Here is a 13,378-nt window from a genome sequence, read left to right on the forward strand (position 1 = left end):
CACCGATGAGTTTCCCGCGCCGCACTGGTCTATACGCCGGACACCCACGAACGGAAGGCTGGGCCATGCGGAAACTGATCTACGGCATGAATCTGACCCTGGACGGCTACATCGCCGCGGCCGGCGACGACATCGGCTGGAGCGGACCGCCGAGCCACGAGCTGTTCCAGTGGTGGCTCGACCACGAACAGGCGAGTGGCCTGTCGCTGTACGGGCGCAAGCTGTGGGAGACGATGAGCTCCTACTGGCCGACCGGCCACCAGCAGCCCAACGCCACCCCGGCGGAGATCGAGTTCGCGCGGAACTGGCGGGACACGCCGAAGGTGGTGTTCTCCTCGACGATCGACAAGGTCGACTGGAACACCCGCCTGGTCACCGGCGACGCGATCGCCGAGATCACCCGGCTCAAGGCCGAGGACGGCGGCCCAATGAACATCGGCGGCGCAACGCTCGCCGGGGCGGCCATGCGCGCCGGGCTGATCGACGAGTACGTGATCGCCGCCCATCCGGTCCTCGTGGGCGGCGGCACGCCGTTCTTCACCGCGCTGGACAGCTGGGTGAACCTGAACCTGGTGGAGACGCGGACGTTTCCCGGCGGCGTGGTCCTGACCAGGTACGAGACGAGGCGCTGAGCAGCTTCCCGCTGTCTCACGGCGGCTTGACCTGCCAGTCTCAGATTCGTGTCGGATATGCCATCGCTTGGCCATCGCTCGTGAGATTTGGCCACGAAATCTGAGACCGTACAAGCCGCCCGATCAGGTCTGTGCCATGTCCACGAAGCGTGAGTAGTGGCCCTGGAAGGCGACCGTGATGGTCGCGGTCGGGCCGTTGCGGTGCTTGGCGACGATCAGGTCGGCCTCGCCGGCGCGCGGTGACTCCTTCTCGTAGGCGTCCTCGCGGTGCAGCAGGATGACCATGTCGGCGTCCTGCTCGATGGATCCGGACTCACGCAGGTCGGAGACCATCGGCTTCTTGTCGGTGCGCTGCTCGGGGCCACGGTTGAGCTGGGAGAGCGCGATGACCGGGACCTCCAGCTCCTTGGCCAGCAGCTTGAGGTTACGGGACATGTCCGAGACCTCCTGCTGCCGGCTCTCGGCACGCTTGGAGCCGCCGGACTGCATCAGCTGGAGGTAGTCGATCACGACCAGCTTGAGGTCGTTGCGCTGCTTCAGGCGCCGGCACTTGGCCCGGATCTCCATCATCGACAGGTTCGGGGAGTCGTCGATGTAGAGCGGAGCTGCCGAGACGTCGGGCATCCGGCGGGCCAGCCGCGTCCAGTCCTCGTCCGTCATCGTGCCCGAACGCATGTGGTGCAGGGCGACCCGGGCCTCGGCGGACAGCAGACGCATCGCGATCTCGTTGCGCCCCATCTCCAGCGAGAAGATGACGCTGGGCAGGTTGTTCTTGATCGACGCCGCCCGCGCGAAATCCAGCGCGAGCGTCGACTTGCCCATCGCGGGGCGCGCGGCGATGACGATCATCTGACCCGGGTGCAGTCCGTTCGTCAGCGAGTCGAAGTCGGTGAACCCGGTGGGCACACCGGTCATCTCCCCGCTGCGCGAGCCGATCGCCTCGATCTCGTCGAGCGCGCCCTCCATGATGTCGCCCAGCGGCAGGTAGTCCTCGCTGGTCCGCTGCTCGGTGACCGCGTAGACCTCGGCCTGGGCTCGGTTGACGATCTCGTCGACGTCGTCGTCGGCCGCGTATCCCATCTGGGTGATGCGCGTACCCGCCTCGACCAGGCGGCGCAGGATCGCACGCTCATGGACGATCTCGGCGTAGTACGCGGCGTTCGCCGCCGTCGGCACGGTCTGCACGAGCGTGTGCAGATACGAGGCGCCACCGACCTTGTTGATCTCGCCGCGTCTGGTCAGCTCGGCGGCGATGGTGATGGGGTCGGCCGGCTCGCCCTTGGCATAGACGTCGAGGATCGCCGTGTAGATCGTCTCGTGGGCCGGCTTGTAGAAGTCGTGGCCCTTGAGGATCTCCACGACGTCGGCGATGGCGTCCTTGGACAGGAGCATGCCACCGAGCACCGACTGTTCGGCGTCGAGGTCCTGTGGAGGAACGCGTTCGAAGGCGGAGCCCCCGTCGTCCCACGCGCCGTTCTCCCTGCCGCGGTCGTGCTGGTCGTCCCGGCCGCGGTCCGTGTCGGGGCGGCGGCGGGAGGCGGGCAGACGATCACTTGGGCCGCTGTCGGCCCACGGGTCGTCCAGGGGCTCGGAAATGCTCACCGAGCAGCCTCCTCCCGTCCGCCGAGCGGACCTCGCCGTGCCCGTCTGTTGTACGGGACGGCACTGACAAAATGAGAGGCCCAACTCCGCTTCAGGCGCGTCAGGTTTATGACGCTTTGGAAGCCGGCGGACGGAGCGGGCGCCGGACCACGGTAGGGCCCAGAACAGCGTCAGCCAATCTGGTTATCCACAGGCCATGTGGACGACGGCCCCGATGCTGTGGAGAACTCGGCGAAACCTGTGCACGAGCCGGTGGACAGCCCTGTGAAAAAGCCCTCGGCGTCACCCACGGACCTCTTCTGACCTGCCACTTTCCCATCCACCGGCTGTGCAGAAGAAAAACTTTCCCAGTCGGACCAAGATCGTCTCGAACGGTACGCACAAGCGAACGCCATCAAAGCTCAAGTAAGGAGTGCAAGAGCTTTGCATCTCTTACCTGTGGACGATTACATTAGTGCTCATGACACAGGCCCCCGCACGCCGCCCGGCCACCCGGCGCCGGCACGACCGAGAGATCGTCGCGCTGGCCGTACCGGCCTTCGGCGCGCTCGTCGCCGAGCCCCTTTTCGTGATGGCCGACAGCGCGATCGTCGGCCATCTCGGCACGGCGCAGCTCGCCGGACTCGGCATCGCCTCGGCCCTTCTGACCACCGCTGTCAGCGTCTTCGTCTTCCTCGCCTACGCCACCACGGCGGCGGTCGCCCGCCGCGTCGGCGCGGGCGACATCCCGGCAGCCATCCGCCAGGGCATGGACGGCATCTGGCTGGCGCTGCTACTCGGGGCCGCCGTCATCGCGGTGGTCCTGCCCACCGCGCCCGCCCTGGTGGACCTCTTCGGCGCCTCGCCCACGGCGGCGCCGTATGCGACGACCTATCTGCGCATCTCCTCACTCGGCATTCCGTCCATGCTCGTTGTGCTGGCCGCGACCGGAGTCCTTCGTGGACTTCAGGACACCCGGACACCGCTGTATGTGGCCATCGCCGGGTTCGTCGCCAACGGCGTCCTCAATGTCGGGCTCGTCTACGGCGCCGGACTCGGCATCGCGGGCTCGGCCTGGGGCACCGTCATCGCCCAGTGCGGCATGGCGGCGGTCTATCTCTGTGTGGTCGTCCGTGGAGCGCGTCGGCACCATGCCTCCCTGCGGCCCGACCGGGCCGGAATCAGGGCATCGGCACAGGCCGGTGCCCCGCTGCTCGTCCGTACGCTCTCCCTGCGGGCGATCCTGATGATCGCCACGGCCGTGGCGGCCCGCCTCGGCGACGCGGACATTGCCGCCCACCAGATCGTCCTGTCCCTGTGGAGCCTGCTCGCGTTCGCCCTCGACGCCATCGCGATCGCCGGGCAGGCCATCATCGGCCGCTACCTCGGCGCCGGCGATCCCCAGGGCGCTCGCGAGGCCTGCCGGCGCATGGTGCAGTGGGGGACGGCCGTCGGATTCGCCCTCGGGCTCCTGGTGTTCGTGAGCCGACCGCTCTTCCTGCCGCTGTTCACCAGTGACGCCCTCGTCAAGGACACGGCACTGGGAGCGCTGCTTCTGGTGGCGCTCTCCCAGCCGATCTGCGGCGTGGTCTTCGTCCTGGACGGTGTGCTGATGGGTGCGGGAGACGGACCGTATCTCGCCGGGGCCATGCTGGTGACCTTGGCGGTCTTCACACCCGTGGCGTTGCTCGTGCCCGTGCTGGGCGGCGGACTCACCGCGCTCTGGGCTGCCATGACGTTGATGATGGCGGTGCGGATGCTGACGCTCTGGCTGCGTTCCCGCTCGGGCCGGTGGATCGTCACGGGAGCGGCACGCTGAACGTTTCACGTGAAACACCACGGCCTGCCAGGTTTCACATGAAACACCGTTGCCCGGGCCGTTGACTCAGCCACGCGGTAGGGGCCGCATCCTCGACGGATACGGCCCCTACCAACTGCTCAAGCAGAGCGGAACGCCTTACGCGGCGACAACCTCGATGTTGACCTTGGCGGCAACCTCGGGGTGCAGACGCACGGACGTCTCGTGACCGCCCAGGGACTTGATCGGCGCGCCGAGCTCGATGCGGCGCTTGTCGACCTCGGGACCGCCGGCAGCCTTGATCGCCGAGGCGACGTCGGCCGGGGTGACGGAACCGAACAGGCGGCCGGAGTCGCCGGAGCGAACGGCCAGGCGGACCTTCACGCCCTCGAGCTGGGCCTTGATCTGGTTGGCCTGCTCGATGGTCTGGATCTCGTGGATCTTGCGAGCACGACGGATCTGCTCGACGTCCTTCTCGCCGCCCTTGGTCCAGCGGATAGCGAACTTCCGCGGGATCAGGTAGTTGCGAGCGTAGCCGTCCTTGACGTCCACGAGGTCGCCCGCGGCACCGAGGCCGGAGACCTCGTGGGTGAGGATGATCTTCATGTGTGGCTCACCCTTCCCTTAGCGCGCAGTGGAGGTGTAGGGCAGCAGCGCCATCTCACGGCTGTTCTTCACGGCCGTGGCGACGTCACGCTGGTGCTGCGTGCAGTTGCCGGTCACGCGACGGGCACGGATCTTGCCGCGGTCGGAAATGAACTTCCGCAGCATGTTCGTGTCCTTGTAGTCCACGTACGTGACCTTGTCCTTGCAGAATGCGCAGACCTTCTTCTTAGGCTTGCGCGGAGGCGGCTTCGCCATGGTGTTTCTCCTGTGTGATCAAGAAGTTGGGGTACGGCCCGCCTAGAAGGGGGGCTCGTCCGAGTAGCCGCCACCGCCGCCGGAGCCGCCGCCCCAGCCGCCGCCCTGGTTGCCACCGGCGGGAGCACCGGTCGCCCACGGGTCGTCGGAGGGAGCACCGCCCTGCTGGCCGCCACCGGGGCCACCGCCCCAGCCGCCGCCGCCCTGGCCGCCACCCTGGCCGCCGCCCTGGCCGCCACCGCCGCCGTAACCACCCTGGCCACCGCGGCCCGAGGTCTTGGTGACCTTGGCCGTGGCGTTGCGCAGGCTGGCACCGACCTCGTCGACGTCCAGTTCGTAGACCGTGCGCTTGACGCCCTCACGGTCCTCGTAGGACCGCTGCTTCAGCCGGCCCTGCACGATGACGCGCATGCCTCGCTGGAGCGACTCGGCGACGTTCTCCGCCGCCTGACGCCAGACCGAGCAGGTCAGGAAAAGGCTCTCGCCGTCCTTCCACTCGTTCGTCTGACGGTCGAAGGTGCGGGGAGTGGACGCGACGCGGAACTTCGCGACCGCCGCACCGGACGGGGTGAAGCGCAGCTCGGGGTCGTCGACAAGATTGCCGACGACCGTGATGACGGTCTCGCCTGCCATGGGGGTACCTCTCGGCGGGTTTGCTCTGGCTGCTTGCTACTCGAATCCCGAGATCAGCTGAGCGAAGGGCTCAGTGCATCTCGGGGCGGAGGACCTTGGTCCGGAGGACCGACTCGTTCAGGTTCATCTGGCGGTCGAGCTCCTTGACGACCGCAGGCTCGGCCTGCAGGTCGATGACCGAGTAGATGCCCTCGGGCTTCTTCTTGATCTCGTACGAGAGACGACGACGGCCCCAGGTGTCGACCTTCTCGACCTTTCCGCCGCCGTCACGGACGACAGAAAGGAAGTTCTCGATCAGCGGGGAGACAGAACGCTCCTCGAGATCGGGGTCGAGGATGACCATCACCTCGTAGTGACGCATGTGGAACCCACCTCCTCTGGACTCAACGGCCACGGTCGTTCCGTGGCAGGAGGGTTGTGATGCGTACGCAACAGTGCTTGCAGTACATCAGCCGCCACTGACAATGAGGGCCGGCTGACGGACTCTCCAGATTGGGCGTGGCTCAGCCTGGGCAGACACCGTGCAGAACGTACAGACTACCCGCACACCTGCTTCCGGTTGAAATCGGGGCGCCAGACCCGTCAACCTGGACCCCTCGGGTGTGCACGGCGCTAGGATGCGCCGCTTTTCGCTGGAGGTGCCCCATGGCACAGACGATGCGACCGAACACCGCCGCGGGCGGCGGCCTCTTCGCCACCGACGGCAAGTCCCACCCGGTCCAGGACACCCTGCTCGTGGTGACCCTGGTACTGGGCGTGCTGGCGTTCATCACCGGGCTCCTCTTCCACAGCCTGCACCTGCTGAGCTCCTGGGCCGGTCTGGTCGGGATCCTCACCGGTGCGTACGGCCAGTGGATCTCCGTGACGACGCGCGAGCGCTTCGGGCTGGTGCTCGGCCTCGGCGCCTCCGCGGTCGGCTTCTACCTCGGCCTGGCGCACGGCGGCCTGTTCGGCGGCCTGTTCGGCTGAGACCGGGCACGCCCGGCCGCTCCTCGGGGACGGCGTCCGCCGACAGACCGCGGACGCGCCCGTACGACCGCACGACCGCTGCCACGGCGATGAACGGGCCGGGCCGAAGGTTGTGTACGGCCAGTCTGCGCGCTCCCGGGGCGCAGTAGGCTTCGGCGCGAGAGCCGGAGCCCCTGTACCCATGGGGACACGCCAGCCCGAGGAGCGCCCCGAATGAGCCTGACCCTGAGGACCATCAGTCGAGAGCAGCATCTGGCTTACATCCAGAATCTGCCCGCGGCGAGTCACATGCAGGTCCCGGCATGGTCAGAGGTCAAGGCGGAGTGGCGCTCGGAGAACCTGGGCTGGTTCGACGAACGTACCGGCGAACTGGTCGGCGCGGGTCTCGTCCTGTACCGCCAGCTGCCCAAGATCAAGCGGTATCTCGCCTACCTGCCCGAGGGGCCGGTCATCAACTGGTTCGCGCCGAATCTCGACGACTGGATCCAGCCGATGCTGGCGCATCTGAAGCAGCAGGGCGCCTTCTCGGTGAAGATGGGCCCGCCGGTGATCATCCGCCGCTGGAACGCCGAGACCATCAAGAAGGGCATCCAGGACTCGGACGTCAAACGTCTGCGCGACCTGGAGGCCGACTTCATCGAGCCCCGCGCCTTCGAGGTCGCCGACAAGCTGCGCCGTATGGGCTGGCAGCAGGGCGAGGACGGCGGCGCCGGCTTCGGCGACGTGCAGCCCCGTTACATCTTCCAGGTGCCGCTCGCCAACCGGTCGCTGGAAGAGGTGCACAAGAACTTCAACCAGCTGTGGCGCCGCAACATCAAGAAGGCGGAGAAGGCCGGCGTCGAGGTCGTCCAGGGCGGCTACCAGGACCTCGAGGAATGGCAGCGGCTGTACGAGATCACGGCGGTCCGCGACCACTTCCGGCCCCGCCCGCTGTCGTACTTCCAGCGCATGTGGACGGCCCTCAACACCGAGGACCCCAACCGCATGCGGCTGTACTTCGCCCGGCACAACGGCGTGAACCTGGCGGCGGCGACGATGCTGATCGTCGGCGGGCACGTCTGGTACTCCTACGGCGCCTCCGACAACATCGGCCGCGAGGTCCGGCCCTCGAACGCGATGCAGTGGCGGATGCTGCGCGACGCCTACGCGCTCGGCGCCACGGTCTACGACCTGCGCGGCATCTCCGACTCGCTGGACGAGACCGACCACCTCTTCGGTCTGATCCAGTTCAAGGTCGGCACCGGCGGCCAGGCCGCCGAGTACCTCGGCGAGTGGGACTTCCCGCTGAACAAGCTGCTCCACAAGGCGCTCGACATCTACATGTCGCGCCGCTGACCTGACACTCTTCGGTTCGACCCCGTCGACACCTTCCATACTTCTGATACACCGCATTTACGAGAGAGGTTCCAGGTCCGGCCATGGCGCTCACGCTCTACGTCGACACCGCGCGCTGGCGGGCGCACCACAAGCACGTGCAGGAGCAGTTCCCCGGGCTTGTCCCGGTCTGCAAGGGCAACGGCTACGGATTCGGGCACGAGCGGCTGGCGGAGGAGGCCACGCGGCTGGGCTCCGACATCCTCGCCGTCGGCACGACGTACGAGGCCGCCCGCATCAAGGACTTCTTCAGCGGTGACCTGCTGGTCCTGACGCCGTACCGCCGCGGCGAGGAGCCGGTGCCGCTGCCCGACCGTGTGGTCCGTTCGGTGTCGTCGATCGACGGGGTGTACGGCCTCGTCGGGGCCCGTGTGGTCATCGAGGTGATGTCCTCGATGAAGCGGCACGGCATCAGCGAGCAGGATCTGCCGCAACTGCACGCCGCCATCGAGAACGTCCGGCTGGAGGGTTTCGCCATCCACCTGCCGCTGGACCGCACGGACGGCTCGGACGCCGTGGAGGAGGTCATCGGCTGGATGGACCGGCTGCGCGCGGCCCGCCTGCCGCTGCACACGATGTTCGTCAGCCACCTCAAGGCGGACGAACTCGCCCGGTTGCAGCAGCAGTTCCCGCAGACGCGTTTCCGTGCCCGCATCGGCACGCGGCTCTGGCTGGGGGATCACGACGCCACCGAGTACCGCGGCGCGGTCCTGGACGTCACCAAGGTCAGCAAGGGCGACCGTTTCGGCTACCGCCAGCAGAAGGCGGCCTCGGACGGCTTCCTGGTGGTCGTGGCGGGCGGTACGTCGCACGGAGTGGGCCTGGAGGCCCCCAAGGCGCTGCACGGCGTCATGCCGCGCGCCAAGGGCGTCGCCCGCGCCGGTCTCGCCACGGTGAACCGCAACCTCTCCCCGTTCGTCTGGAGCGGCAAGCAGCGCTGGTTCGCGGAGCCGCCGCACATGCAGGTGTCGATCCTGTTCGTCCCCTCGGACGCTCCGGAGCCCAAGGTCGGCGACGAGTTGGTGGCCCATCTGCGCAACACCACCACGCAGTTCGACCGGCTCATGGACCACTGAGCGGCGGTCGCGGGACCCGATCTCGTACGAAAGGCCGTGTCCGGCGATGCCGGACACGGCCTTTCGCATGCCCCTCCGAGGAGGCTGTTCGCTCAGAGCGAATCGCTCCTGGGTGCGGCCGGGCCCTGCCCGCCCCACTCCACCTGCGCCCCGCCCAAGTCTCCCTCCGGGTGCGGTGGCCGGGCCCGGGTGCCCAGGACGAAGACGTCCTCGGCGCCGTCGAGGACACCGCCCGAGGGGTCGTCGTCGCCGGCCCGGCGCACCACGTCCCGCTCCGGCATGAGGATGTCGCGCACGACGACTCCGCACAGGTACAGCGTGCCCAGCAGGTGCACGGCGATCGCCCAGTGGTAGCCGTCGGTCGGCAGCCCCTTGTGGGCGTCTCCGCTGGTCGTGTAGGCGAGGTACATCCAGATGCCGAGGAAGTACGCCACCTCGCAGGCCTGCCAGATCAGGAAGTCGCGCCACTTGGGGCGGGCCAGCGCGGCCAGCGGGACCAGCCACAGGACGTACTGCGGCGAGTAGACCTTGTTGGTGAGGATGAAGGCCGCCACGATCAGGAAGGCGAGCTGGGCGAAGCGCGGACGGCGCGGGGCGTACAGCGTCAGCGCCGCGATGCCGAGGGCACACAGCACCACCAGCAGGGTGGCCGTGGTGTTGACGAAGTCGGTGCTCGGCGGACTGGTCGAGTTCTGGGCCCAGATGAGCCAGAAGGAGCCGAAGTCGACGCCCCGGTCATGGCTGAACCTGTAGAACTGCCACCAGCCCTCCGAGGCGAAGGCCATCACCGGCAGGTTCACCACCAGCCAGGCGACGACGACGCCCGCCAGCGCTCTGCCGAAGTCCCGCCACTTCCCCGCCCGCCAGCACAGCACGAACAGCGGGCCGAGCAGGAAGACGGGATAGAGCTTGGCGGCCGTGGCGAGGCCCAGCAGGACGCCGAAGGCGACCGAACGCCCTCGGGACCACATCAGCATCGCGGCGGCCGTCAGCGCGACCGCCAGCAGGTCCCAGTTGATGGTGGCGGTCAGCACGAAGGCCGGCGCGAGGGCCACCAGCAGACCGTCCCACGGCCGCCGGGCGTGGGTGCGGGTCACACAGACGGCGATGACGGCCGCGCACACCATCAGCATCCCGGCGTTGACCATCCAGTACCACTGTTCCTGGTGCTGGATGCTGCCGCTGTGCGGGGTCAGCCAGGAGGCCACCTCCATGAAGACCCCGGTCAGTACGGGGTACTCCAGGTACGGCATGTCACCGGGGAGCCTGTCGAAGTAGGGCACGAGGCCCTCGGCGAAACCACGGCCCTGGTAGAGATGCGGAATGTCCGAGTAGCAGGCCTTCGTGTACTGGGAGCTCGCACCGAAGAACCAGGCGCCGTGGTAGCAGGGCACCTTCTGGACCAGGCCGAGGGCGAACATGCCGATCGCGACGAGCGCGACGACCCGTACGGGGGTCCACCAGGACCTTCCGAGCAGGGCACGCCGCCCGACGGGGCCGCCGATCAGCTCGCTGCCGGCCGCCGCGACCTTGTCCTCCTTGGTGGGCCGCACCGGGTCCGGCTCGTGCACGCTCGCTTGCGTCGATTCAGCACTGGGCATGGGGCACATCCTGCCGTACGTCCCGGGGGCACGTGCCCGGTCGGCACCGCGGAGGGCGCGACGGCCCGTTCTCCTCGCTGAGGCCGGACCCGAAACGCCCCATCACACGAACGAGCGCGCGCCACGACCAGGAGGTCGTGGCGCGCGCTCGCTTCGGACTTCGGATCAACCGCCGGCCGGGCCTGCGAAGAGACCGTTGCCTCCGTTGCCGTTGCCCCGGTTGCCGCCTCCGTTGCCATTGCCGCTGTTGCCGTCCGACTCGGTCGGCGAAGGCGACGACTGGTCGGTGCCGCCGTCCACGCCGCCGTCGCCGGTCTGACCGCCGTTGCCGTTGCCGCCTCCGTTGCCGTTGCCGTTGCCGTTGCAGCCGAAGAAACCGCAACGGGTCCGGGTCGGCGAGGGCGCCGGGTCGGGCTCGGTCTCACTGGGCGTGGGCGAGGGACTCGGGCTCTCCTCCGCGGTCTCGGTGGCGGTCGGGGTCGGAGTCGGGGAGGGCGCGCCGGCCCCGTCCGCGATCTCGCCGACCTTCTCGGCCTTGGGGAAGCCGGGGTCGTTCTTCCCCTGCAGGGCTGCCTTCATGTACTCGGTCCACACCTGGGTGGGGATGTCACCACCGTGGATGGAGTCCTTGCCCGCCGTGCCGTTCATGGAGAGCAGACTGTGGGTCTTGGGCTCCTCACGGAACATGGTCACCGCGGTCGAGAGCTGCTGGGTGTAGCCGACGAACCACGCGGACTTGTTCTTGTCGGTGGTACCCGTCTTGCCCGCGGACTTGCGGCCCAGGGCGAGCGCGTTCTTACCCGTGCCGTTCTCGATGACGTTCTCGAGGACGTCGGTGACGTTGTGCGCCACGATCTCGGGCATCGCCTGCTTGAGGCGCGGCTTCTCGAAGCCGGGCAGCTCCGAACCATTGTGCTTGACGACCGTCACCGAGTACGGGTCGGCCTGCTTCCCCGAGGCCGCGAACGTCGCGTAGGCGTCGGCCATGCGGATCGCGCTGGGCGTCGACGTACCGAGGGCGAACGACGCGTTGAGATCGGCGAAGCTGTCCTTCAGAAGGCCGGACTTCTCAGCCACGTCCGCCACGTTCCGCATCCCCACGTCCATGCCGAGCTGGACGAAGGGGGTGTTGATGGACTGCTCCATCGCCTTGCGCAGTGTGATGTAGCCCCACGGGAAGGGGCCCTCGTTGTTCTGGAAGAAGGGCGTGTTGTCCTTCTTGAGGACGAAGGACCCGTCGTTGTTCATGACCTTCAGATGGTCATTGCCGTTGTACTTGCTGAGCGGTGAGACCCCGACGCCATCGGTCTTGTAGGTGCCGTACTGCATCGCCGCGGCGAGCACGAACGGCTTCCACGTCGAACCGACGGGGACGCCCGAGGTGTCCGCGTTGTTGGTGAAGTGGCCGTTCTCGAAGCCGACACCACCGTAGAGAGCGACGATCGCACCGTCATTGGGCTTCACCGACGCCGCACCGAACTGAACGTGCTTGTCCAGCTCGCGCTTCGGGTCGATGTTCGCCTTCTCCACCTTCTTGACGGCCGCGGCCATCGCGTCGACCTTGTCCTTCTCGAAGGTGGTGTAGACCTGGTACCCGCCCTGGTCGAACTGCGCCTCCGTGATGTCGGAGTGCTTCAGGACGTACCGCTTCGCCGCGTCGACGAGGTAGCTGACCTGGCCGGTCATACCCTTGATCGCCTTACGGCCCTGAGGCTCGGGGTACTTCTTGATCGCCTCCTGGTACTCGGCGTCCGTGAGGTGATCCTTCAGATCGGGCTTGTGCATCTGCTCGAGGATCCAGCTCCACCGCACTTCCGAACGCTTGTGGTTGGCCGCGGCGGTGGCCGTGGAGTCGAGGTTGTCGTTGCCCGCGGGGTCGTAGTACGTCGGGCCCTTGAGCAGAGCGGCGAGTACGGCGCATTCGCTGGGCGTGAGCTTGACGGCGTCCTTGCCGTAGTAGGTCTGGGCGGCGGCCTGGATGCCGTACGCGCCACGGCCGTAGTACGAGGTGTTCAGGTATCCCTGGAGGATGTCGTCCTTGGAGAGCTTCGTGCCCACCTTGATCGAGATGAACATCTCCTTGAACTTCCGGGAGACCGTCTGGTCCTGGCTCAGGTAGGTGTTCTTCACGAACTGCTGGGTGATCGTCGAGCCACCCTGCGTGTCACCACCCGTCGCCATGTTCCCCAGCGCGCGGACGATACCCATCGGGTCTACACCCGAGTCCTTGTAGAAGCTCTTGTTCTCGGCCGAGATCACCGCCAGCCCCATGGCCTTGGGAATCTGGTCGATCGTGACGTTCTGCCGGTTCTGGCCGCTGCCGGTGGCGACCATCTGCGTCTTGTCGGCCCAGTAGTAGACGTTGTTCTCCGACACCGCCGCGGCGTGCGCCTCACTGGGCACGCTCACCATCGCGTACCCGACGCCGGCGACGGCCACCAGGCTGCCGACGAAGCCGATGCACAACCCGGAGACCAGCCTCCAGGACGGTATCCAGCGGCGCCATCCGTACCCTTCCGCGCGCGGGTAGTCGATGAACCGCTTCTCGGGGGGCGGCCCCGGCCGTCCTCGGCCGCGTCCGGGACCGTCCGGCCGGCCGCGTCGGCCGCTGCCCCTCTGCGCCGCCCGCCGGGCCTCGGCACGGCTGCCGTAGGGGCGGTCCCCGCCTTCCACGCCATGTGAACCGGAATCGGCAGGAGATCCGGTGGCGCCTCGCGGTGCCGCACGGCGGCCGGAGGACGAGGCGGACTGACCGCGTCGGGCCGCGGCACGTCCGCCTCCCTGCGGCTGCGGCGGTTTGCGACGGTGCTCGCTCATCGAACGATTACTCCTCGGGCAGGCGCTTTCTCGCGC

General features: G+C 67.9%; 12 protein-coding genes. 5 read left to right on the forward strand and 7 right to left on the reverse strand.

The genetic code is table 11. From position 1 onward, the window contains the following. Positions 1-65 precede the first annotated feature (65 nt). Positions 66-632, forward strand: a complete 567-nt coding sequence (locus CG719_RS22660; RefSeq protein WP_100570502.1) for a dihydrofolate reductase family protein — start codon at positions 66-68, stop codon at positions 630-632. 123 nt (positions 633-755) lie between these two features. Here CG719_RS22660 and dnaB read toward each other — a convergent pair whose 3' ends face one another. Continuing rightward, complete coding sequence (gene dnaB / locus CG719_RS22665; RefSeq protein WP_100570503.1) at positions 756-2,234, reverse strand: replicative DNA helicase; 1,479 nt, start codon at positions 2,232-2,234, stop codon at positions 756-758. Positions 2,235-2,694: 460 nt separating this feature from the next. Here dnaB and CG719_RS22670 point away from each other — a divergent pair, with 460 nt between their 5' ends. Beyond that, positions 2,695-4,032 carry an MATE family efflux transporter gene (locus CG719_RS22670; protein WP_100570504.1) on the forward strand — a complete coding sequence of 446 codons (1,338 nt, stop codon included), beginning with the start codon at positions 2,695-2,697 and terminating at the stop codon, positions 4,030-4,032. A gap of 138 nt (positions 4,033-4,170) precedes the next feature. Here CG719_RS22670 and rplI read toward each other — a convergent pair whose 3' ends face one another. From rplI to rpsF, 4 genes are all read right to left on the reverse strand, one after another. Beyond that, a complete protein-coding gene (gene rplI / locus CG719_RS22675) occupies positions 4,171-4,617 on the reverse strand; it encodes a 50S ribosomal protein L9 (RefSeq protein ID WP_100570505.1) in 447 nt (148 codons plus the stop codon). Between the two features lie 18 nt (positions 4,618-4,635). After that, positions 4,636-4,872, reverse strand: a complete 237-nt coding sequence (rpsR, locus tag CG719_RS22680; RefSeq protein ID WP_100570506.1) for a 30S ribosomal protein S18 — start codon at positions 4,870-4,872, stop codon at positions 4,636-4,638. Between the two features lie 42 nt (positions 4,873-4,914). Continuing rightward, on the reverse strand, positions 4,915-5,505 hold the full coding sequence (locus CG719_RS22685) for a single-stranded DNA-binding protein (RefSeq protein ID WP_100570507.1): 591 nt from the start codon (positions 5,503-5,505) through the stop codon (positions 4,915-4,917). A gap of 70 nt (positions 5,506-5,575) precedes the next feature. Beyond that, on the reverse strand, positions 5,576-5,866 hold the full coding sequence (gene rpsF, locus CG719_RS22690) for a 30S ribosomal protein S6 (protein ID WP_003975025.1): 291 nt from the start codon (positions 5,864-5,866) through the stop codon (positions 5,576-5,578). 284 nt (positions 5,867-6,150) lie between these two features. Here rpsF and CG719_RS22695 point away from each other — a divergent pair, with 284 nt between their 5' ends. The 3 genes from CG719_RS22695 (at position 6,151) to CG719_RS22705 (ending at position 8,924) form a co-directional block, all read left to right on the forward strand. Then, complete coding sequence (locus tag CG719_RS22695; protein ID WP_100570508.1) at positions 6,151-6,474, forward strand: hypothetical protein; 324 nt, start codon at positions 6,151-6,153, stop codon at positions 6,472-6,474. A gap of 213 nt (positions 6,475-6,687) precedes the next feature. Beyond that, on the forward strand, positions 6,688-7,809 hold the full coding sequence (gene femX, locus CG719_RS22700; RefSeq protein ID WP_100570509.1) for a peptidoglycan bridge formation glycyltransferase FemX: 1,122 nt from the start codon (positions 6,688-6,690) through the stop codon (positions 7,807-7,809). A gap of 83 nt (positions 7,810-7,892) precedes the next feature. Beyond that, complete coding sequence (locus tag CG719_RS22705; protein WP_100570510.1) at positions 7,893-8,924, forward strand: alanine racemase; 1,032 nt, start codon at positions 7,893-7,895, stop codon at positions 8,922-8,924. Between the two features lie 92 nt (positions 8,925-9,016). Here the strand turns inward: CG719_RS22705 and CG719_RS22710 are convergent, their stop codons facing one another. Together CG719_RS22710 and CG719_RS22715 are read right to left on the reverse strand one after the other, a co-directional pair. Next, positions 9,017-10,525 carry a glycosyltransferase family 87 protein gene (locus CG719_RS22710; RefSeq protein ID WP_199836737.1) on the reverse strand — a complete coding sequence of 503 codons (1,509 nt, stop codon included), beginning with the start codon at positions 10,523-10,525 and terminating at the stop codon, positions 9,017-9,019. Positions 10,526-10,690: 165 nt separating this feature from the next. After that, on the reverse strand, positions 10,691-13,342 hold the full coding sequence (locus CG719_RS22715) for a transglycosylase domain-containing protein (RefSeq protein WP_234375710.1): 2,652 nt from the start codon (positions 13,340-13,342) through the stop codon (positions 10,691-10,693). Positions 13,343-13,378 lie beyond the last annotated feature (36 nt).

Origin of the sequence: Streptomyces sp. CB01373 (genome assembly GCF_002803075.1) — a bacterium.
Classification (GTDB): Bacteria; Actinomycetota; Actinomycetes; order Streptomycetales; family Streptomycetaceae; genus Streptomyces.